Source organism: Pseudomonas hefeiensis (genome assembly GCF_030687835.1).
GTDB classification, from domain to species: Bacteria; Pseudomonadota; Gammaproteobacteria; order Pseudomonadales; family Pseudomonadaceae; genus Aquipseudomonas; species Aquipseudomonas hefeiensis.
Genome location: NZ_CP117449.1, coordinates 5,088,143 through 5,109,952, shown reverse-complemented (window position 1 = coordinate 5,109,952; position 21,810 = coordinate 5,088,143). Strand labels below are relative to the sequence as shown.

The following is a 21,810-nucleotide window of genomic DNA, read 5'->3' as shown; positions in this document are numbered from 1 at the left end:
TGGCGGGGGAGCTAATTGAGGGCGCTCCCCACGCTGAATGCAGGTAGAATCACGCCCTGACAAAAATCGGGGCGTTTTTTTATGCGTATTGGCCACGGCTACGATGTTCACCGTTTCGCTGAAGGCGACTTCATTACTCTGGGCGGCGTGCGTATTGCACACAGCTTCGGGCTACTCGCGCATTCTGACGGTGACGTCCTGCTGCACGCCTTGAGCGACGCCTTGCTTGGCGCGGCCGCGCTGGGTGATATTGGCAAACATTTCCCCGACACCGACCCGCAATTCAAGGGTGCCGACAGCCGGGTGCTGCTGCGCCATGTGGTCTCGCTGATCCACGCCAAGGGCTGGAAAGTCGGCAATGTCGATAACACCATCGTCGCCCAGACACCGAAAATGGCATCGCACATCGAAGCGATGCGTCGGTTGATTGCCGAGGACCTGCAAGTTGAGCTGGACCAGGTCAACGTGAAAGCCACCACCACCGAGAAACTTGGTTTCGTTGGTCGCGAAGAAGGCATTGCCGTTCATAGCGTTGCCTTGTTGCTGCGCCCATGACCGAACTGGAACTATTGGGCCCCCGTGCCTACGGCGAGTCGTTGGGCAGCGCAGTGCTCAAGGCCACTGCTGAAGATTTCCAGGTCGACGAAGTGCTCGACATCCCGCTGACGGGCGAAGGCGAGCACTTATGGATCTGGGTTGAAAAACGCGGTTTGAACACTGAAGAGGCTGCCCGGCGAATTGCCAAGGCCGCCGGCGTATCGTTACGCACCGTCAGTTATGCCGGTCTCAAGGACCGCCAGGCGTTGACTCGCCAGTGGTTCAGTGTCCAGTTGCCGGGCAAGGCCGACCCGGACCTGTCGGCGGCAGAAAACGAAACGCTGAAGATCCTCAAGACCGGTCGCCATAAACGCAAGCTGCAACGCGGCGCGCACTCGGCCAATGGCTTTACTTTGCGCCTGACCCAGTTCAAGGGCGATCCAGCGGCTATCGATGCGCGTCTGCAGCAGATCGCCCGCCTGGGCATTCCCAATTATTTCGGCGCCCAGCGCTTCGGGCATGACGGCGGTAACCTCGTCGATGCCCGCGCCTGGGCGGCGCGCAAGGCTTTGCCGGAACAGCGCAATGTACGTTCGCGACTGTTGTCCACCGCCCGCAGTTTTCTGTTCAACCGGGTGTTGGCGGCTCGGGTGGCCGATGGCACCTGGCAGCAAGCGCAGGTGGGCGACCTGCTGGCCTTCACCGACAGCCGCAGTTTTTTCCCCGCCGGCGAGGCCGAGTGCAGTGATCCGCGCTTGGCGATTCTCGATTTGCACCCCACCGGGCCGCAGTGGGGCGAGGGACCTTCGCCTGCCGCCGGCGCGGTCCATGATCTGGAGCAGGCCATCGCCGAGGCCGAGGCCGATTTGCGCGACTGGTTGATAAACGCGCGAATGAGTCACGAACGTCGCATCCTGCGACTGCCCATTGGCGGCCTGTCGTGGCATTATCCCTCGCCTGACATTCTGCAACTGGAATTCGTCCTGCCGGCCGGATGTTTCGCCACTGTCTTGGTGCGCGAACTCGTCGATCTGGTGCCGGTGGGGCAGACGGACAGCCCATGCGTATTCTGATTTCTAACGACGACGGGGTGACAGCACCCGGCCTTGCCGCGCTTTATGCTGCGCTGGCGGATTTTGCCGAATGCGTGGTCATCGCCCCGGACCAGGACAAAAGCGGCGCCAGCAGTTCGCTGACGCTCGACCGGCCATTACACCCGTGCTATCTGGATAATGGTTTCATCAGCCTCAACGGCACCCCGACCGACTGTGTGCACCTGGGCCTCAATGGCTTGCTGGAGCGCGAGCCGGACATGGTGGTTTCGGGCATCAACCTGGGGGCCAACCTGGGGGATGACGTGCTTTATTCCGGCACCGTGGCCGCCGCCCTTGAAGGCCGTTTCCTCGGGCATCCGTCGTTTGCCTTTTCGTTTGTTTCGCGCCAAGTCGATAATTTGCCTACGGCCGCTTACTTCGCCCGCAAATTGGTCGAGGCCCATGGCGAGCTGGACCTGCCACCGCGTACGGTGCTGAACGTGAACATTCCGAACTTGCCACTGGATCACATCCGGGGCATCCAGCTCACTCGCCTGGGTCACCGTGCCCGCGCGGCGAAGCCCATGCAGGTGGTCGATCCCCGGGGCAAGGCCGGCTACTGGATTGCCGCCGCCGGTGATGCCGAGGATGGCGGGCCAGGCACCGATTTTCATGCAGTGATGCAAGGCTATGTCTCGATAACGCCGTTGCAGCTGGATCGCACCTTCAACGATGCTTTTCGAACGCTCGATGGCTGGCTGGAGGGGCTGCGCTGATGGCTCGTGAGCAAGACGATATACTGCGCCGCGGAATCGGCATGACCTCCCAGCGTACCCGGGAGCGGCTGATTCAACGGCTATACGAAGAAGGTCTTTCCAACGCCCAGGTGCTGGAAGTGATTCGCCGCACCCCACGGCATTTGTTCGTCGATGAAGCCTTGGCCCATCGCGCCTACGAAGACACCGCATTGCCGATCGGCCACAACCAGACCATTTCCCAGCCTTATATGGTGGCCCGCATGAGCGAGTTGCTGCTGGAGGCGGGGCCGCTGGACAAGGTGTTGGAGATCGGCACTGGTTCGGGGTACCAGACGGCGGTGTTGTCGCAGCTGGTGGAGCGGGTATTTTCCGTGGAGCGGATCAAGGTGCTGCAGGATCGCGCCAAGGAGCGCCTGGTGGAACTGAACCTGCGCAATGTGGTGTTTCGTTGGGGCGATGGCTGGGAAGGCTGGCCGGCCCTGGCACCTTATAACGGCATCATCGTCACCGCCGTGGCCACTGATGTGCCCCAGGCCTTGCTGGATCAACTCGCGCCCGGTGGGCGGTTGGTGATTCCGGTGGGGGCTGGTGAAGTTCAGCAGTTGATGCTGATCGTGCGCGAAGAACAAGGTTTTTCACGCCACGTGCTGGGGGCGGTGCGGTTCGTTCCGTTGCTTAACGGGCCCTTGGCCTGAGCATTTATAAACAGACGCTGAATTCTGTGGCATGGGCTGTGTCATACACCGGCACTGATCAGTTAACCGTTGATTGGTTAAACGGATTGCAACGGCGTCGAGCAAACGTGTGCGACAGCGCCTCGCGCTTCATTAATAGAAGTGGGGTGGCGGCCAGCTATATTTGTAATACCGTTGCCTGCACAGGCAGTTTCCAATTTTTCAACCACCACAAAGGGAGCGGCGGGTGAGTCTCACAGTCATTGCGCAGCGTATGGGTATCACGAGCTTTCAGCGCCTGGTGACTGGCCTTGTCTTGAGCACCGTGCTGGTCGGCTGCTCCAGTACCCCGTCGGGTAACGTCCGGGTTGTCGATCGCACCCACGCGACACCTCAACGTCCTACAGTAACAACCGGTCAGTATGTAGTCCGTCGCGGCGATACGCTGTTTTCCATCGCTTTTCGCTATGGCTGGGACTACAGAGCCCTCGCGGCGCGAAACAACATTCCTGCGCCTTATACGATTCATCCGGGTCAGAGAATTCGCTTTGATGGTCGTAGTGGTTCAACGCCTACCGCGGTGGTCACTCAGTCAGGTTCGACGGCTTCGTCGTCGAGTAAAACAACGGTGATTCGTCGTCCGGTCGGTGCCGCAACGGCAACCGTACCGTCCGTCGCGAGCAAACCGACGCCTGCTCCGAAGCCTGCGGCAGGCCCCAGCCCGAGCGGCTGGGGGTGGCCTTCTAATGGCGTTCTCATTGGAAAATTCTCTTCAAACGGTAGTTTGAATAAAGGAATTGATATCGCCGGGGATTTGGGACAGCCTGTTTTAGCCGCGTCTGATGGTACGGTTGTGTACGCCGGGAGTGGTTTAAGGGGCTACGGCGAACTCGTGATCATCAAACACAGCGATACCTACGTCAGTGCCTACGGTCACAACCGCAGGCTGTTGGTTCGGGAGGGGCAGCAGGTCAAGGTCGGGCAAAAAATTGCCGAAATGGGATCAACGGGAACGGACCGGGTGAAACTGCATTTTGAGATTCGCCGACAAGGTAAGCCAGTCGATCCGCTGCAATTCCTGCCACGTCGTTGATTTGATTGTCAGCCTGTTCCGTCACGTAGAGGGAACAGGCTCCAGCGTTGCCAAGGATAAAGGCGTCGCTTGAGCTTGAGGTCGAACTCACCAAAGGACTATAACAATGGCTCTCAGTAAAGAAGTGCCGGAGTTTGACATCGACGATGAGGTTCTCCTTATGGAGACCGGCATCGCTATGGATTCGATGTCGAATGATGAAGGGGCGACTCCACCTTCCGTTCGCGCCAAATCCAAACACTCCGCTTCACTTAAACAACATAAGTACATCGATTACACCCGGGCGCTGGACGCCACTCAACTGTACCTCAACGAAATCGGCTTCTCGCCGCTGCTCTCCCCCGAGGAAGAAGTTCATTTTGCGCGCCTGTCGCAAAGTGGCGACCCGGCCGGGCGAAAACGCATGATTGAAAGTAACCTGCGCCTGGTGGTGAAAATCGCCCGACGCTACGTCAATCGTGGACTATCGCTGCTGGACCTGATCGAAGAGGGTAACCTGGGGCTGATTCGCGCTGTCGAGAAATTCGACCCCGAGCGAGGCTTCCGTTTCTCGACCTACGCGACCTGGTGGATTCGTCAGACCATCGAGCGGGCGATCATGAATCAGACCCGGACCATCCGGTTGCCGATCCATGTGGTCAAGGAACTGAACGTCTACCTGCGGGCCGCCCGTGAACTGACCCAAAAGCTTGACCACGAACCCTCACCCGAAGAGATCGCCAACCTGCTGGAAAAACCGGTGGGTGAGGTCAAGCGCATGCTTGGGCTCAACGAGCGGGTTTCCTCGGTTGATGTTTCACTGGGACCAGACTCGGATAAAACCCTGCTGGACACGCTCACCGATGACCGACCTACCGATCCGTGTGAGCTGCTCCAGGATGATGACTTGTCCCAGAGCATCGACCAGTGGCTCTCGGAGCTCACGGACAAGCAACGGGAAGTGGTGATTCGCCGCTTCGGCTTGCGCGGTCATGAAAGCAGCACCCTTGAAGATGTGGGCCTGGAGATTGGATTGACCCGTGAGCGGGTCAGACAGATTCAGGTCGAAGGCCTCAAGCGTCTTCGGGAGATCCTGGAGAAGAACGGCCTGTCGAGCGAGTCGTTGTTCCAATAACGGCAACGCACGCGTAACAGGAAAAGCCCCGACTGTTTCGGGGCTTTTTCGTTTCTGCGGCGGCTCAGCGCTTACGCTGTTTGTCGGCATGGCGTGTAAGCTTTTGCCTAGTGTTGCGTAAGCGTTTGGTTTCCCGTCGGAGGGATAGACGCCTATAAAGATCGTCGTGTTTTTCATATCGTATTGATATATAAGCATATTTTGTTGTATTTCAATGCTGTGACAGGGCCGGGCGACGGCGTTGGGCCAATTGCACACGCTGGGGAAAATACTAATATCAGTCCTGTGTCGACGGACAGACACACCTGTCACGGATGATGGGGAAGGAAGGAGGACATCGCAGGATGCGATTCATCAGGATGATGAAAAGGATCAAAGGGATTAGGGAAAAAATGTGGGCGGGTCAAACCGCCCCTTTTTTTGCCTGCGATTTATTGAATCCGAGAAAACAAAAAGGCCCGCAAGGGGCCTTTTTCAACGAGCGCAGGGTGATATCAGCGTTCGAGGTCTTTGAGCTTGTCTGGTTTGCCATCCCACTCTTTCGCGTCTGGCAACTCGTCTTTCTTTTCGGTGATGTTTGGCCAGATGTCCGCCAGTTCAGCGTTCAGCTCGATGAAGTTCTCCATGCCGGCCGGCACTTCGTCTTCAGAGAAGATGGCATTCGCCGGGCATTCCGGTTCACACAGGGCGCAGTCGATGCACTCGTCCGGGTGAATGACCAGGAAGTTCGGCCCTTCGTAAAAGCAGTCCACCGGACAGACTTCTACGCAGTCGGTGTACTTGCACTTGATGCAGTTGTCGGTGACGACGAAGGTCATTTCTAATTCTCTCCTCAGGCGGCGGCAGCGGAACCCCTTCACGGTGGGCTCGCCAGGTTCGGGAGCGATAGTCTGCGAACCAGGCTAATAGCCCGCAGCATCCCAAACCGCGCGAGATTCTACCAGCTTGAACGCCTGTGCGTTAGATCCGTGTCTTCAATGTATAAAGCAATTCAAGTGCCCGACGTGGGGACAGGTCGTCCAGGTCCACTTTGGCCAGTTCATCGAGCACCGGATGCGGCAGGCTGGCGAACAGGTCGCTCTGCTGCGGAGCCGCCGGTTTGCCTTTGCTCGGGCGCGGTGTTTCGTGCGGCAGGCTAGTGGTTTCCAGGCGGCTCAGGTGCTCGCGGGCACGGCTGATCACTTCGCTGGGGACGCCGGCCAGTTGCGCGACTGCCAGGCCGTAACTCTGGCTGGCCGGGCCGGGCAGCACATGGTGCAGGAATACGATGCGCTCGTTGTGCTCGGTGGCATTGAGATGCACGTTCGCCACCAGTGGCTGGCTTTCCGGCAGTACAGTGAGCTCGAAATAGTGGGTGGCGAACAGTGTGTACGCCCGCAGGTGCGCCAGCCGTTCGGCCGCTGCCCAAGCCAGGGACAGGCCGTCGAAGGTGCTGGTGCCGCGTCCGACCTCGTCCATCAGCACCAGGCTGCGTTCGGTGGCGTTGTGCAGGATGTTCGCGGTTTCGCTCATTTCCACCATGAAGGTCGAACGCCCGCCGGCCAGGTCATCGCTGGAACCGATCCGGGTGAAGATCCGGTCCACCAGGGACAGCTCGCAGCTGGCTGCCGGCACGAAACTGCCGATGTGGGCCAGTAGCACGATCAATGCGGTCTGGCGCATGTAGGTGGATTTACCGCCCATGTTCGGGCCGGTGATCACCAGCATGCGGGTGTTGTCATCCAGGCTCAGGTCGTTGGCCACGAACGGCGTGGTCAATACCTGTTCGACCACCGGGTGACGACCCTGGGCGATGCGCATGCAGGGTTCGCTGACAAAACGCGGGCAGTTGAGATCCAGGTTCAGCGCGCGTTCGGCCAGATTGCTCAGCACGTCCAGTTCCGCCAGGGCGCCAGCGGTGTCCTGCAATGGCGGCAGTTGGCTGATCAGATCTTCGAGCAGCGCTTCATAGAGCATCTTTTCCCGGGCCAGGGCGCGGCTCTTGGCCGACAGCGCTTTGTCTTCGAACGCTTTGAGTTCCGGGGTGATGAAACGCTCGGCGCCCTTGAGGGTCTGGCGACGAATGTAATCAGCCGGCGCCTGTTCGGCCTGTTTGCTCGGCAATTCGATGAAGTAACCGTGGATGCGGTTGTAGCCGACCTTGAGATTGGCCAGGCCGGTACGGGCTTTTTCCCGGGATTCGAGGTCGATCAGGAACTGACCGGCGTTCTCGCTCAGCGATTGCAATTCGTCGAGTTCGGCGTCGTAGCCGGTTTTCAGCACGCCGCCGTCCCGGATCACCGCTGGCGGGTTGTCGATAATGGCTTTTTCCAGCAGCGCGGCCAGCTCCGGGTAAGTGCTGGTGGTGCGCGCCAGTTGCTGCAGATGCGGTGCTTCCAGGTCGGTCATCGCCACCTGAAGCTCGGGCAGGGCGCCAAGGGCATCGCGCAGGCGCGCCAGGTCTCGGGGACGGGCGTTGCGCAGGCCGATACGCGCCAGGATCCGCTCGATGTCACCGATTTCCTTGAGCTGCGGTTGCAACTGCTCGAAGCGATAACGGTCCAGCAAGCAGGTGATGGAAGTCTGGCGCGCCAGCAGCACCGGCAAATCCCGCAGCGGACGGTTCAGCCAACGGGTCAGCAGACGGCTGCCCATAGCGGTCTGGCAGCGATCGACCACCGATTGCAGGGTGTTGTCGCGCCCGCCGGCCAGGTTGGTGTCCAGTTCCAGATTGCGTCGGCTCGCGCCGTCCAGCACCACGGTGTCATCCAGGCGTTCATGACGCAGGCTGCGCAAGTGGGGCAGGGCGGTGCGCTGGGTTTCCTTGGCGTAGGCCAGCAGGCAGCCGGCAGCGCCGATGGCCAGGGTCAGGTTTTCGCACCCAAAACCTTTGAGGTCCTGAGTGGAAAACTGCTGGCAGAGACTTTTCAGCGCCGAGTCGCGCTCAAAATCCCACGGCGCCCGACGACGCACGCCACGGCGTTTTTCCGCCGGCAGGTCTTTGGGCCAGTCATCCGGGATCAGCAACTCTACCGGGTTGACCCGTTCCAGCTCCGCCAACAGGTTTTCCCAGCCCTTGATCTCCAGCACCGAGAAATTGCCGCTGGTGATGTCCAGCACCGCCAGGCCAAACAGGCGCTCATCCCCCAGGACCGCGGCGATCAGGTTGTCCCGTCGCTCATCCAGCAGTGCTTCGTCACTGACCGTACCCGGCGTGATGATCCGCACCACTTGGCGTTCCACCGGCCCTTTACTGGTGGCCGGGTCGCCGACCTGCTCGCAGATCACCACCGACTCGCCCAGCTTGACCAGTTTCGCCAGGTAACCTTCCGCCGCGTGGTAAGGAATCCCACACATCGGAATCGCCATGCCCGCCGATTGCCCACGCGCCGTCAGGGTAATGTCCAACAACTTGGCGGCCTTCTTCGCATCCTCATAGAAGATCTCGTAGAAGTCGCCCATGCGGTAGAACATCAACTGATCGGGGTGCTGATTCTTCAGGCGCCAGTATTGCTGCATCATCGGCGTGTGGGAGGACAGATCGTTCACGGCTGTATTCATCGGTGTCAGGCAAACTCGTTGAAAGGTGTGGGGCAAAAGGAGGGGCATTGGCCCGGCTTTTCCGCGATGGGCGCAAGGTTAACATGGGCGGTCTGGTGCTACCCATATGTGAGTGGTTCTTGGGATTGTGTGCTTATCCGTTTTTTCGGTAACGGCTGCTTAGGGTTCCGCCCTGACGGCGGCTCACTTTTGAACAGCCCGGAAGCCGGCCCAGTCAAAAGTAAGCAAAACGCTTTTGCCTCACCACTCGGTGCCTCGCCTAGGCTCGGCATGCCTGAACGAAGGCATTGCTCCGTGGGCCGCCGCGAAGGGCCATCCATGGCCCAGCGCGGCTAACCCGGCATCCATGCCGGGTTGCCCACTGCGCAATACCTTCGTTCAGCCAGCGTGGTTAACGGGGCGCCCCAGATCAAAAACTGAACCGAGGCGGCCTAATAGCCGACCTGGCTCTCCCGGTCGTACACCCATCAGATATGTGGGAGCAAAGCTTGCTCGCGAGGCGGCCTAATAGCCGACCTGGCTCTCCCGGTCGTACACCCATCAGATCTGTGGGAGCAAAGCTTGCTCGCGAGGCGGCCTGACAGCCGGCCTGGTTCTTCCGGTCGTACCGGCGTTTTTCAAGGTAGTTGTCGCGTACACCGTTTTGTTATGCCACTTTTGCAGTCACAGTAAGCTCTCTTTCAGGGTTCAGATACACCGTCCCTACTGGCCTCCAATTGCGTGTTTCTCCTGACCACCGTCCAGGATTTTTCGCTCTAGCTAATCTGTAAACAGTGTCGCGGCGGGCGAGGACTTCATTGTCCTTACCTTCATGACGCTGGGCCGGGGTGACGAAGCGGATTCTGCTATGGCGATGCACGGTGTTGTACCAGACCATAAAGTCCCGCACCCAGACACGTGCATCATCCAGACTGTCAAACCCGCCCAAGGGCCACTGCGGACAGTATTTCAATGTTCTGAACAACGACTCGGAATAAGGGTTGTCGTTGCTGACGCGAGGTCGCCCTCGCGAAGGCGTAATGCCCAAATCGTACATCTTGGACAGCAGGGTCACCGACTTCATGGGCGCGCCATTATCCGAGTGGAGCACCAACGGCTGCTGCCAACATTTTTCCTGAGTCACACTTCGCTGCAGTAATACCGCCGCTTTTTCTCCGCTTTCTGCTTCGTAGACTTCCCAGCCCACGGCTTTGCGGCTGTAGATGTCCTCGATCAAGTAGAGATAGTAAAACTGCCCACGAATCGGCGTGGGCAGATAGGTAATATCCCAGGACCACACCTGATTGGCCGACGTCGCGGCATACGTCGTCGGTGCAGCATGATGCTGTGGTCTCTTGGCTCGCGACCGATGTTGCTGTTGGTCCGCAGCCTTGAGCACCCGATAAAACGTGGCTTCCGAAGCGAGATAGCGCCCTTCATCTGCCAATTGCGGAACGATCTGACTCGGCGGCAGATGAGCATAGGCTTTGCTGTTGCACAGCATCAGGATGCTTTGGCGCTCCAACTCACTGAGCGCATTACAGGGTATTGGCCTGACCGTTGTCGTACGGCCATCGGCGAGGATTTCGGACGGTAAGCTCCAGCGTTGCAGCGTCCTGAGCGAAATACCAACTTCCTGACAAGCAGGCGCCCTACGGGCGCCCGCCGTGATGGCTTCGTTGAGCCAGCCCACGAGTAAATACCGTTCTGGCAACAAGGTCAGTTGTCCCCGTCGTCGCTCCCCCAGTAGGCATTGAGCTTTTTTCGCAGCACCAGCAGGGCTGCGGTTTCAGCGAGAGCGGCATCTTTGCGGCGCAGTTCACGCTCCAGTTGTTGAATGCGTTTCTTGTCTTCGCGCACTTGCGCGGCATCAACTTTTTTAGCTGTAGGCTGATTGGCGCTGTTGGTGATAAACGCGTTGCGCCAAGCGGCAATCTGCTCAGGGAAAATGCCCATGCGGCGGCAATATTCACCCAGTTCCAGTTCCGACAGTGCTGATGTTTCGATGATCGCTGTCAGTTTTGACTCAGCTGACCAGTTCTCTATCGGTTGCTTTTTTTCGGACAATTGAGAGCCTCGGGCAGCAGCCTGTTTGCGCCATTGATAGAGAGAAAAATCGCTACAACCCTCGCGGCGCGCGACCTCTTTTGCGGAGAGGCTAAGGGGCGGAAGCATCATTTTCAGTAGTGCGGCTTTACGTTCAGGTGAATAGAAAGGCATGACCATACTCTTGCCGCCCCCGAAATGCTTTTAGGAATCTGGAGAGGCGACAACTAGCCTGACACCGGGGGGTACACCCATCAGATCTGTGGGAGCAAAGCTTGCTCGCGAGGCGGCCTGACAGCCGGCCTTATTCTTCCGGTCGTACTCCGATCCAATTGTGGGAGCGAGCCTGCTCGCGATGACGGCTGCCAATACAACTTGGTTCTAACTGAACTACCGCCATCGCGAGCAGGCCCGCCCACAATGATTGCTCTGGCTTCTCTTAGGTCTCGGCTTGCATCATGAATACCTACCTCGGCTCAACCACATCCTGCGCCCGATTCGCCAGCAACTGCCCCAGCTCGATCATCTGCTGGACCCCCAGCGCGATATGCCGTCGCGACCCCTCCAGGTCGAATGCCAGATCACTGACCATGGCGTTGGCCGAGGCCAGGGTTTCGCTGAGGTTGGCGAGCAGGCACTCGGCGTCGATGTTCGGAGCGATGACGTAAAGGGTGTCGAGTGTGTCGGATGGTTCTTTGTCGGCTTTTGGTTTGAGGTAGTAGTCCAGGGCGCGAGTGGCCGCGTCGTCGAGTTTTTTGGCGTTGGCCGTTTGGCTGCGGGATATGTGATCGTCTTGGGTTGGGGGATTTGAAGTGTGCTTGCTCATGCTTCTTGGATCCTCGAAGTGGGAGCCGTCACCGATTCGCTACTAAACGAAGTGGGTGGCAGCTGTACGCAGGTTAGTAGACCGGGGATCCAAGAAACCGGCGCACCCGAGGGCGCCCTGCGCACAGCTACCATCGAATGCAGGAATAGGAATACCTGACTGGATGGAGCGATGTACATCTTGGAATGCCGGGCTACTAAACCCGATCACTGATGGGCAGTGACGGGATCAAAAGTACCGATGGGATCCAAGGTGGACAAGCCGGCGGATTCTGGCGCAGTTGTAGGCAGAGGCGCAAGGCGACGTAGCCCGGTTTCGCAAATTTGAAGGACGCAGATCGGGCGGTTTCCCAAGAGGTTGTAGGGGGTTTTTCCAAGCGCCGACAATAGCTGACGCCCGCCCAGCGCATTCGGGCCGCTTGCATCGGTGTTGAATGTGCCGTCGTCATCGCGAGCAGGCTCGCTCCCACAGTTTTACCCAATCGCTCACAGACTTCGCATACACAGCAAATCCCCTGTGGGAGCGGGCTTGCTCGCGAAAGCGGCAGATCAGTTTGCATTGATGTTGAATGTACCGCGGTCTTCGCGAGCAAGCCCGCTCTCAAAGTTTTACCCAGTCGTTCACAGACTTCGCATAAACCCTGGATTTCCTGTGGGAGCGAGCCTGCTCGCGATAGCGATGGGGCAGCTTGCGTTGATGTTGGATGGAAACACTTCATCATCGATATGCATGCTTATGCAAAACAGCATTTGTCTTCTGCAAAAAGAACACGCATCATGCGCGTTATGCAAAAACGCAACGTTTCTACCGTATTAAGGGCTCTGCTCGATCAGCACGGGATCTCCCCCACGGAGCTTCACCGTCGTACCGGCGTGCCTCAGTCAACCCTGTCGCGGATTCTCAGTGGCAAGATCGTCGACCCTTCGGATAAACACATCTCCCGGATCGCCGAATACTTTGCCGTGAGTACCGATCAGTTGCGCGGGCGCGCGGACATTGCGTCTGCCGGCCATCCGCGCCGCGACGAGCCGCATTCCGAACTCAAGGACATAAGCCTGTGGGATGACGACACCCCCGTCGAAGAAGACGAGGTGTCGGTCCCTTTTCTGCGTGAGGTTGAATTGGCTGCTGGATCAGGAAGATTCATCATCGAGGAGAGCGAGCGCTCAAGCCTGCGCTTTGGCAAGCGCAGCCTGCGTCATAACGGCGTGCAGTTCGACCAGGCAAAATGCGTGACCGTGCGCGGCAACAGCATGCTGCCGGTGCTGCGCGATGGCGCCACGGTCGGGGTGAACGCTGGTAAATGCGGGATCGGCGACATCGTTGACGGCGACCTCTATGCCATCAACCACAACGGCCAATTGCGGGTAAAGCAGCTCTATCGTTTGCCCACTGGCATCCGCCTGCGCAGCTTCAACCGCGACGAGCATCCGGATGAGGACTACACCTTCCAGGAAATGCAGGATGAGCAAATCGTCATCCTCGGCCACGTCTTCTGGTGGGGCATGTACGCCCGCTAACCCCTCCGCTGTCAGATAAAAACCCGCCATCGTGCGGGTTTTTTTACGCCTGTGAAAATCCCCTACCCCCTGCGTTTGCTGCGCGACATGCATTAACGCATGCTCAGTGCACAAATAAATGCATTTACGCATTGACTGTATATGCATTCATGCATATTCTGTGTCCAAGCCGCTCGACAAAGCGGCTGGCAACAAAGCTCTTTAGTTCCACCAACAGGCAGCGATGAACCGGCCTTAACGGTTCAGAGGGTTGGCAACTGACCCGGGTGTGCAGCGTAAAGCACCAGAAGCAGTTATCCGGCGGGCAGGGACCGCGGTCGGAAAAACAATTTGAATGGATCCGTACCGCGCCAGTCGCGCCGAAAGATCAACTTCCTTCAGGCCATTGGCCTGGGAAGGCGAAGGACCGCATTACTGAAAAGCCCGGTTCACCCCGGGCTTTTTGGAATGCCTACCTCAAGAGACATCGTTTGAACCCAACACACATTCTCATCCATCACCCCAGGAGGCGTGACATGACAAACGAGCAACAAGCGTTGCTGGACATGCCGATCTGGCTGGTCATCGTGCTCGCCCTGGTGGGCGGCGTGACCGGCGAGATGTGGCGTGCCGACAAGGAGGGCGCCCGTGGCTGGTCGCTATTGCGTCGCCTGGCCCTGCGCTCCGGCGCCTGCATGGTCTGCGGCGTATCGGCAATCATGCTGCTGTATGCCCTTGGCCTGTCGATCTGGAGCGCCGGCGCCCTGGGCTGCTTGACCGCCATGGCCGGTGCCGACGTGGCCATCGGCCTTTATGAGCGATGGGTTGCCAAGCGGATTGGCGTCTGCGAAGTGCCACCGCGAGACCTTCCGCCCGACCAGCATTAAATCGACATCGCTGATCTGCGCGTTGCCCTACAAAAGGAGGCCATCAATGCCCGCCATCATCGAAAAACCGTCGCAGTTGTTCTCTGCCATTGCCCAGACGCTGCGCGCTACTTATCCCACCTTGAAAGTCGGCAGCCCCCAGGATTTTGATGGCACCGACGACCAACCCTGGGTGCTGATTGCCATCGAGCGTGATGCATCAGGTAACCGCGCCAACGACGGACGTATTGCCCATGTCCTGACGGTTTCCCTGCAAGTGGTCATGGCCGTTGCGGGCTGGGAGGCGTGCGATCTCGCCGGTGAGCTGAAACACCTGGTGTTGGATAACCGCTGGGGACTGTCGGGCGATCAATGTGATCTGCCCACGGAGATCGATGGCATCGCATCCACGTTCACCAACGAAGCTCGGGCGTACACCGCCTGGACCCTTTCATTTACCCAAACTATCTACCTCGGCCCGACGCTACTGGAAGACCCGTTGGGTATTCCGAAATTTGCCCGGACCTGGGAAGTGTCGAACATCGACGATCCGGCTCAATACACCGCACTCGAGGACTGACCCATGTTTGATGCGCTGTTACGGATGCATCTGGGGCCGCTTATCGAGCGTCTGGCCGAGATGGAAACCGAGCTGGAAGACCTGCATCGGCGCGCCGACAGTTTCTGTCGCATCGGCGTTTGTCAGGAAGTCGATGCGGCTAGCAATACCTGCAAGGTCAGCCATGGCGAGTTGTTGACCCCGGCGATCCGTTTTTTCAATCCCAGTGCTGGCGAACAGAGCGAGTCGCGGATTCCTTCCGTGGGCGAGCAGTGCCTGTTGCTGAACCACGGCGGCGGCGAGGGCGGTGGGCAGTCGGTTGCGTTGTTCGGCCTCAATGGCGGTCAATTCCCGCCCGTATCCACACAGGCATCACTGACCCGACGCCTGTATCAGGACGGCACGGAAAACGGCTACGACCACGCCAGCCATGTCCTGCACTGGCAAAACGGCCCGACGGCATTCACCGGTTCCCGTGAGTCCCTCGACTTAAGCATTGGCCCGGCGAGGCTGGCGATGACGCCGCAGGCCATCGAATTGCAACTGGGCGCCGTCGGCATACGGCTCGACGCGTCCGGTGTGCACCTGAGCGGCCCGGTGGTGGATCACCAGGGGCGCGTCATCAGTACCGCATAAGAGATTTCCTCATGATTGGAATCGATCGAAATACCGGCGCCACGGTCGACGACTGGCTGCAGTTCGTGCAGCGCGCCACCCGTGCATTGACCACGCCGTTGGGCACTCGCCAGAAGCGCCCTCTGTATGGCTGCGCCCTCACGCAATTGCTAGGGCAGAACCTCGGCGATGACCTGCTGATCCTTGCCCAGAGCCACGCGGCCCAAGCGTTCTACAACCCGGACAACGGCATTGGAGACTTCGAGCCGCAGGTCATTGTCGCCAGCCGACACGGGGCCGGCTTGTTGTTGCGCTTCGCCGGCACCTGGAAAAACCGCAAACAGACTTTCGAGGTGGTGGCATGAGCATGTTGATACCCGGCCAGAACCAATTAGCCGAACCGGCAATCGTCACCGTCGAAGCGTTCGAAGACTTGCTCGCAGAGTTCAAGACCTTCGTGGTCGAGTACGTCGCCGCACGCTCTCCCGCCAGCGCGGCGAAGCTGGTGGACAGCCTGGAAAACGAAAGCGAGCTGCTAACCCTGGCCCTCGAGGCATTCTGCGTCCGCCTGCAAACCCACGAACGCAAATACAACGCCCGCATCAAGCAGATGCTGGCGTGGTGGGCCACGGGGACCAACCTCGATGCCCGCCTCGCGGACATGGGCCTCGAACGGCAGTTGCTCGATCCTGGCGACCCGGCAGCATTCCCGCCCATCCCTCCGGTTTACGAGAGCGATGATGACGCCCGCTTGCGCTATTACCTTGCGCCCCATGCCCCGGCGGCCGGCTCGCGCATGCAGTATCGGCGGGAGATTTTTACCCTGGGTGAACGGCCCGTCGTGAAGGTGGAAAACGCCTCGGCCGGTGTCGTGACGGTTACCTACACCTTCAACCCGGATGGCTATGCGGCGCAGGTCAAGGACGGCAACGGACGCCGCACCGCGCCGGGCGAAGTCACGGTCACGGTGCTGTCCCGGGAGGGCGATGGCACACCGTCCGAGACACTCCTTGAGGGTGTTCGTCAGCACTTCGCTCGTCCTGATGTACGACCGGAGACGGATCACATCATCGTCCAGGCTGCGCAAATCAAACCCTACAAAATCCGCGTCGTGGCGAAGATCAATGCCGGCCCGGATTCGGGTTTGACCCAGGTTGCGGCACAACAGCAGCTGCAGGCGTACGCCGAGGCCTGTCATCACTTGGAGGGCCGGGTGGACCCGAGTTGGATCGACTACACGCTGCACAGCGCGGGGGCGGTTCAGCTGCAGATTCTCGAACCGCTCGAGCCGATTGTGACAACGGCTTTTCAAGCTCCGTATTGCACGGGCGTCGAGGTCGAGGTGGATACGTTATGAGTGACGACCCGCTTCGCCGGAGCCTGCTACCGACCAACAGTTCACCGCTGGAAAGGGCACTTGATCACGGTTTCGCCCGGTTGTTGGAACGCATCGATCCGCCGTTTCCCGAACTGATGAACCCGGTGGCAACGCCCTTGGCGTTTCTGCCGTACCTCGCCGCGGATCGCGGGGTCAGTGAGTGGAGTTCTGCGGCGCCGGAGGCTGAAAAGCGCCTGACGGTTGAACTCGCCTGGCCCACCGCACGGCAAGCCGGGACGCGAAAGGCGCTGGAAAACGCCGCCAAGGGTTTGCAACTGAGGCCTGAGGTGCGCGCTTGGCATGAGCAAACGCCCCCCGGCCCGCCCTACAGCTTTTCCGTCAGGGCGTTTACCGAACAGCCCTACAGCGAAGCCATCGATGCTCGTCTTGACCGCCGTCTGGCCGATGCCAAAAGCGAGCGCGACACCTTGACGGTCTCTGTCGGCTTGAGTGCGTTCGGCCGTCACGTCATCGGCGCCGCCACGGTGTGCGGCGAACTCACCACGGTTTATCCGATTGTCATCGAAGGGCTTGAAGCCTCGGGCCAGGCCTTCAAGGCCGCCGCGCTCTACACCGTCGAAACCTCCACTATTTATCCACAGGGGTCCTAAATGGCCGACTACTACACCCTGCTCACCGATGCGGGGATCGCCTACGAAACCGCCTGCAAGGCGGCGGGCACACCGATCAAGCTGTCGCAGATTTCTGTCGGTGACGGCGGCGGCGAAGTTTACAACCCGGCCGCAACTGCCACGGCGCTCAAACGCGAAGTGTGGCGCGGGCCACTCAATGCGCTGTTCCAGGATGAGAAAAACCCGAGCTGGTTGTTGGCGGAAGTCACCATCCCGCCCGACGTGGGCGGCTGGTATGTGCGGGAGGCCGGGATCTGGACCGATACCGGGATCCTGTATGCCATCGTCAAATATCCGGAGTCGTTCAAGCCGGTGTTGGCGACGTCAGGTTCGGGGAAAGAGTTTTATATCCGGTCGATTTTCGAGACCAGTAATGCCGAGCTGGTGACGCTGCTGATTGATGACACGGTGGTCAAGGCGACGCGGGCTTGGGTGGCCGGTTATGTGGCCGACGAACTCGCCAAGCTCGACAGGAAGCAGTCTGTACGGGTGGCGACGACGGCCAACATTGTTTTGAGTGGTGCGCAGGCGATTGACGGTGTTGCTGTGGTTGCCGGGAATCGGGTGCTTGTTAAATCCCAAACGCTGGCGAAAGACAATGGTATCTACGTTGCCGCGAACGGTGCTTGGGTTCGGGCAAAGGATTCTGATGCGAATGCCGAGGTTACTTCGGGATTGAGTGTTCCGGTCGAAGAGGGGGCGACGCTTGCTAATACGATTTGGCAGTTGGTTACGGATGGCGGGATTGTTCTGGGCACCACGGCATTGAGTTTTCAGAATGTGACGCAGGGGTTTGCACCCCTCAATTCGCCAGCGCTTCTAGGAACCCCGACTGCCCCAACTGCCCCGGTAAGCAACAACAATCAGCAACTTGCGACTACTGCGTTTGTGCAGCGTGCGCTCGGCAACCATTCAAGCGTTGGCGGGTTGGACGCCAGTGCCGTGCTGACAGCGGATGCGTTCGGTAAGTCATTTATCATCAACTCGGCCAACCCCGTGAATATCACTTTGCCGAAGGCAAACACGGGGTTCAATGGCGGCACCATCAACCTGCTGAACGTGTCGACCGGCACAGCAACCATCGTCCTGCAAGGTACGGATTATGTGGCGGGTATTGCTGCAAATCAGTTGGTGCTCAAGACAATGGACAGCATCACGTTGTCGACTGGCGCTGGTATTACCTGGTATGCGGAGAACGGATCGGTCCCGGATACCTTGTCTACCGCGTTTAATGGTGGGGTTCGGGCTCTTCTAGATAAGTTTGGTCTTGGCTCGGATGCAGCAAAAATCCCGGTGATCAGTGACTTCTCGGAAGATATCAAGCCTGGCCTCTATCGTGCGTTCACGCTAGGTCATGAAAATGCATCTATTGGTGGGCCGCCTGAAACTAGCGTTGGTAGCAGCACTTCTATGACTGTTTTTGTAGGTGGCGGATACGTTGCTGCCGGGTACAAGGCGTTTCTGGCGATCATCAACAACACGGCAAACGGTCCGACGCGGGCTTATCTTGGACACAAGACTGCCACGGGCACGCAGCCATTTTGGAGTGAGCTGGGCCAAACCTCACATCTACCCTATCGCGCAAAAAATTATTTCAAGGCTCCTGGTGTTTATCAGTGGACCGTACCGGCAAGCGTGACGAAGGTTCATGTTGAAGTCGTTGGTGGCGGGGGAAGCGGAGCGTTTGGTGGGAACGAGGCGATCAACACCGGACCTGGGGGCGGCGGCGGCGGAGGAATCAGCAGCCGTCTCTGCACCGTTGTGCCTGGCAGCTTAATCGCGGTGACGGTAGGGGCCGGTGGAGCCGCCGTTTCCACAGAGAGCGATTCAGGAATTGCGGGTGGGACGTCGTCATTCGGTTCTTTCTGCTCGGCCACGGGCGGGCGTGGTGGTGTGATGAATGCCGGCGCTCAAGGTGGAATGGGGGCCGGTGGCGACCTTAATGCTTCGCTCGGCCTTGGCTTTCCGCCTGTGCGCAACTCGGCGGGCACAGGGAACTGGGGCGGTCCAGGGGGGGGGGCGAGAGTGCTTTTGCTGCTCTGGATACATCGAGTCTTACTCGGCCAGGTATGGGGGGCGGTGGACGCTTAAAGACCCGATCGCAATCTGGCGCAGACGGCTGCGTATTTATCACTTACTGAGGAAAGGCCATGTGGGCATTGGTACAAGAGGGTGTCGTTCTCGAAACGACGGACGTTGATCCGGAAGGGCGTTATCACCCCGACCTTAAATGGCGGTCGTGTGCTGTGCAGGTTCAAACTGGTTGGCTCTTTGAGAATGAGGTTTTCGTCGAGAAGGTCGCGGTGCTGGAGGAGCGTATCGCGACTGAGCGCCTATGGCGCGACGGCGAGCTGACAGCTCGTCAATGGCTGCGTGATCGGCATCGCGACGAGCAGGACTTGGGGCGGACGACGACACTCAATAATGAGCAATTTGTAGATTTGCTCGATTACCTTCAAAAGTTGCGCGACTGGCCTCAGTCCGAGCTATTCCCTGACACAGGGCTGCGTCCAATACCACCGTCTTGGATTGATCTGCAACTCCAATAAACGCCCCGCACCAACGGGGCGTTTTCTTTTCCGCAACATAACAAAAACCTAACAACAGCCCCGCACACACGGGGCTTTTTCGTATCTGGAGAACCCAAATGGCACTACGCCAAACCTACACCGTGCTCCTCCCATTCCCCACCAGCGGCGGCCATTGGTCGAGCGTCGGCCAGGAACTAGACCTGCTCGACGTCGAGGCCAACGCCTGGCGCAGCGCCGGTCGTCTGCAGCTGAAAAAAACCGAGGCCGGTGAATCGGCTTCTACATCAAACCCGGCCAAAAAGGCCGCCCCAAAAAAGGCTGAATAACCATGGCTGAGGTTTTGAACTTCGAGCACAACGGCATCACCGTCAATGCCACTGAATCTCCCGAGGCCATGGGTGGCCTGGGTGACAACGTTATCGGGCTGGTCGGCACCGCGCCGAATGCCAACGTGCTGATTCCGAAAAACACCCCATTCCGCATCAACAGCTTCACCACTCAGGCCCAGTTGGACCCGACCGGTGCTGAGGCGGGGACGCTGTTTCACGCGGTTTACCAGATTCTCAAAGTGGTCAAGGTGCCGGTCTACGTGGTCATCGTCGAAGAGGGTGCCACACCGGCCGACACGCAGAACAACGTCATTGGCGGCATCGAGGCCGAGACCGGACGCAAACTCGGTCTGGCGGCGCTCAGTGGGGTCGCTGAAGACCTGACCATCATAGGTGCGCCAGGTTTCACTGGCACCAAGGCGGTAGCGAGCGAGTTCGCCTCGTTTGGCAAGCGCATCAAGGCGCGTGTGGTGCTCGACGGCAAGGACGCGGCGGTTGCTGATCAAGTGACTTACAGCCAGGAACTGGGCGGTGCGGACCTCGGTTTCGACCGTTGCCTGGTGGTGCATAACATGCCGGCGGTGTACTCCAAGGTTGCGAAGAAAAACGTCTTCCTGGCGCCGTCGAGCCTGGCCATCGCCGCACTGGCCAAGGTCAAACAATGGGAGAGCCCGGGCAATCAGGTGACCTATGCCGAAGACGTCTCGCGCACCGTGGAATACAACATCCTCGACACCTCCACCGAAGGCGATCTGCTCAACCGCTACGGCGTTTGCTACTACGCCCGGACCATTCTCGGCGGCTTCTCGCTGCTGGGTAACCGCTCCGTCACCGGCAAGTTCATCAGCTACGTCGGCCTTGAAGATGCCATCAGCCGCAAGCTGGTGAAAGCCGGCCAAAAGGCCATGGCCAAGAACCTGACCAAATCCTTCATGGACCAGGAGGTCAAGCGCATCAACGACTGGCTGCAAACCCTGGTCGCCGACGAAACCATCCCCGGTGGCAGCGTGTACCTGCACCCGGAATTGAACAGTGTCGAGAAGTACAAGAACGGCACCTGGTACGTGGTCATCGACTACGGCCGCTACGCGCCGAACGAACACATGATTTATCAACTCAATGCCCGCGATGAAATCATCGAGCAGTTCCTGGAGGACGTTCTCTAATGTTTACCAACCGCGTAAGACAGGCCATCGCGGCCACCCTGCAAGGCCTGCCGTTGTCGGCGACGGTGGAAGAGTTCAGCCCGCCGAAGATCGAGTTCGACATGGAGGCGATGGTCGGTGGACGCTTCATCGCCGAAGAAATGGCCAAGAGCGGCAAGGTGCTGAACGCTACCCTCGTCCTGCAAGGGGCCGGGCCGGAAATCATGCTCGCCCTGGGTGTGCAACTGGGCGATGACATTCTGCTGAACGTGCGTGAAGCAGGTCAGGATCAGGATGGCAACACCTGGTTCACCTACCACACCGTCGGCGGCAAGCTCAAATCCCTGGAAGAGGCCAAGCTGAAGATGGGCGACAAACCCACCACGACACTTGAGCTGGCCTGCCGCACCTACAACCGTCTCGAAAACGGTATCCCGGTGATCGACATCGACGTGCGCACCCAGAAGTTCGTGCTCAACGGTGTCGACATTCTCGGCGATGCTCGTCGAGCGGTGCTGTTGCCCTAAACAAATGCTTGCCAGTTGAACGCAGACCTCCTGTGGGAGCGGGCTTGCTCGCGAAGGGGCCATCAGCTTCAACATCAATGTTGCCTGAACCATCGCTTTCGCGAGCAAGCCCGCTCCCACAGGGGCTC

General features: G+C 59.1%; 22 protein-coding genes. 18 read left to right on the top strand and 4 right to left on the bottom strand.

Going from position 1 to position 21,810, the window contains the following annotated elements; all coding sequences use genetic code 11:
* The first annotated feature begins 81 nt into the window (after positions 1-81).
* The 6 genes from ispF to rpoS all read left to right on the top strand — a co-directional run bounded on the left by ispF (position 82) and on the right by rpoS (position 5,210).
* Complete coding sequence (gene ispF, locus PSH57_RS22990; protein WP_305385729.1) at positions 82-555, top strand: 2-C-methyl-D-erythritol 2,4-cyclodiphosphate synthase; 474 nt, start codon at positions 82-84, stop codon at positions 553-555.
* Positions 552-1,610: a tRNA pseudouridine(13) synthase TruD gene (gene truD, locus PSH57_RS22985; protein WP_305385728.1), complete on the top strand. Its 1,059-nt coding sequence runs from the start codon at positions 552-554 to the stop codon at positions 1,608-1,610. Before ispF ends, truD begins: the two co-directional genes overlap by 4 nt.
* The gene (surE, locus tag PSH57_RS22980; protein ID WP_047227585.1) at positions 1,598-2,347 is read left to right on the top strand and encodes a 5'/3'-nucleotidase SurE; all 750 of its coding nucleotides are present in this window, start codon (positions 1,598-1,600) and stop codon (positions 2,345-2,347) included. The genes truD and surE overlap by 13 nt, the downstream gene beginning before the upstream one ends.
* A gap of 41 nt (positions 2,348-2,388) precedes the next feature.
* Positions 2,389-3,024 carry a protein-L-isoaspartate(D-aspartate) O-methyltransferase gene (locus PSH57_RS22975; protein ID WP_171061419.1) on the top strand — a complete coding sequence of 212 codons (636 nt, stop codon included), beginning with the start codon at positions 2,389-2,391 and terminating at the stop codon, positions 3,022-3,024.
* Positions 3,025-3,250: 226 nt separating this feature from the next.
* Complete coding sequence (locus PSH57_RS22970) at positions 3,251-4,096, top strand: peptidoglycan DD-metalloendopeptidase family protein (protein ID WP_305385727.1); 846 nt, start codon at positions 3,251-3,253, stop codon at positions 4,094-4,096.
* Between the two features lie 106 nt (positions 4,097-4,202).
* Positions 4,203-5,210, top strand: a complete 1,008-nt coding sequence (rpoS, locus tag PSH57_RS22965) for an RNA polymerase sigma factor RpoS (RefSeq protein ID WP_003198289.1) — start codon at positions 4,203-4,205, stop codon at positions 5,208-5,210.
* A 494-nt stretch (positions 5,211-5,704) separates the two neighbouring features.
* Here rpoS and fdxA read toward each other — a convergent pair whose 3' ends face one another.
* From fdxA to PSH57_RS22945, 4 genes are all read right to left on the bottom strand, one after another.
* A complete protein-coding gene (gene fdxA / locus PSH57_RS22960) occupies positions 5,705-6,028 on the bottom strand; it encodes a ferredoxin FdxA (protein WP_076386173.1) in 324 nt (107 codons plus the stop codon).
* Between the two features lie 142 nt (positions 6,029-6,170).
* Positions 6,171-8,738: a DNA mismatch repair protein MutS gene (mutS, locus tag PSH57_RS22955; RefSeq protein ID WP_305385726.1), complete on the bottom strand. Its 2,568-nt coding sequence runs from the start codon at positions 8,736-8,738 to the stop codon at positions 6,171-6,173.
* Between the two features lie 658 nt (positions 8,739-9,396).
* Positions 9,397-10,949, bottom strand: a protein-coding gene (locus PSH57_RS22950) for an IS3 family transposase (RefSeq protein WP_305388963.1) whose coding sequence is annotated in 2 segments (ribosomal slippage) — positions 9,397-10,487 and positions 10,487-10,949 — 1,554 coding nt in all. Because the reading frame shifts where the segments join, the coding sequence is not laid out codon by codon here.
* A 292-nt stretch (positions 10,950-11,241) separates the two neighbouring features.
* Positions 11,242-11,601 carry a DUF6124 family protein gene (locus tag PSH57_RS22945; protein WP_305385725.1) on the bottom strand — a complete coding sequence of 120 codons (360 nt, stop codon included), beginning with the start codon at positions 11,599-11,601 and terminating at the stop codon, positions 11,242-11,244.
* A 785-nt stretch (positions 11,602-12,386) separates the two neighbouring features.
* On the opposite strand from PSH57_RS22945, the gene PSH57_RS22940 reads away from it, so the two are divergent.
* From PSH57_RS22940 to PSH57_RS22885, 12 genes are all read left to right on the top strand, one after another.
* Complete coding sequence (locus PSH57_RS22940; RefSeq protein ID WP_305390459.1) at positions 12,387-13,121, top strand: LexA family transcriptional regulator; 735 nt, start codon at positions 12,387-12,389, stop codon at positions 13,119-13,121.
* Between the two features lie 515 nt (positions 13,122-13,636).
* The gene (locus tag PSH57_RS22935) at positions 13,637-13,987 is read left to right on the top strand and encodes a phage holin family protein (RefSeq protein ID WP_305385724.1); all 351 of its coding nucleotides are present in this window, start codon (positions 13,637-13,639) and stop codon (positions 13,985-13,987) included.
* A 46-nt stretch (positions 13,988-14,033) separates the two neighbouring features.
* A complete protein-coding gene (locus PSH57_RS22930; RefSeq protein ID WP_305385723.1) occupies positions 14,034-14,546 on the top strand; it encodes a hypothetical protein in 513 nt (170 codons plus the stop codon).
* 3 nt (positions 14,547-14,549) lie between these two features.
* Complete coding sequence (locus tag PSH57_RS22925; protein WP_256232630.1) at positions 14,550-15,161, top strand: phage baseplate assembly protein V; 612 nt, start codon at positions 14,550-14,552, stop codon at positions 15,159-15,161.
* 11 nt (positions 15,162-15,172) lie between these two features.
* Complete coding sequence (locus PSH57_RS22920; protein ID WP_305385722.1) at positions 15,173-15,505, top strand: phage baseplate protein; 333 nt, start codon at positions 15,173-15,175, stop codon at positions 15,503-15,505.
* Positions 15,502-16,497 (top strand): baseplate J/gp47 family protein, encoded by a 996-nt coding sequence (locus PSH57_RS22915; protein WP_076386159.1) that lies wholly within the window; start codon positions 15,502-15,504, stop codon positions 16,495-16,497. The genes PSH57_RS22920 and PSH57_RS22915 overlap by 4 nt, the downstream gene beginning before the upstream one ends.
* Entirely contained in the window at positions 16,494-17,129 is a 636-nt protein-coding gene (locus PSH57_RS22910) for a phage tail protein I (protein WP_305385721.1), read from the top strand. Before PSH57_RS22915 ends, PSH57_RS22910 begins: the two co-directional genes overlap by 4 nt.
* A complete protein-coding gene (locus PSH57_RS22905) occupies positions 17,130-19,241 on the top strand; it encodes a phage tail protein (protein ID WP_305385720.1) in 2,112 nt (703 codons plus the stop codon).
* 59 nt (positions 19,242-19,300) lie between these two features.
* Positions 19,301-19,699 carry a phage tail assembly chaperone gene (locus PSH57_RS22900; RefSeq protein WP_305385719.1) on the top strand — a complete coding sequence of 133 codons (399 nt, stop codon included), beginning with the start codon at positions 19,301-19,303 and terminating at the stop codon, positions 19,697-19,699.
* A 98-nt stretch (positions 19,700-19,797) separates the two neighbouring features.
* On the top strand, positions 19,798-20,007 hold the full coding sequence (locus tag PSH57_RS22895) for a hypothetical protein (protein WP_305385718.1): 210 nt from the start codon (positions 19,798-19,800) through the stop codon (positions 20,005-20,007).
* 2 nt (positions 20,008-20,009) lie between these two features.
* The gene (locus PSH57_RS22890) at positions 20,010-21,176 is read left to right on the top strand and encodes a phage tail sheath protein (protein ID WP_256232623.1); all 1,167 of its coding nucleotides are present in this window, start codon (positions 20,010-20,012) and stop codon (positions 21,174-21,176) included.
* The gene (locus PSH57_RS22885) at positions 21,176-21,682 is read left to right on the top strand and encodes a phage major tail tube protein (protein ID WP_305416117.1); all 507 of its coding nucleotides are present in this window, start codon (positions 21,176-21,178) and stop codon (positions 21,680-21,682) included. The genes PSH57_RS22890 and PSH57_RS22885 overlap by 1 nt, the downstream gene beginning before the upstream one ends.
* The last annotated feature ends 128 nt before the right edge of the window (positions 21,683-21,810 follow it).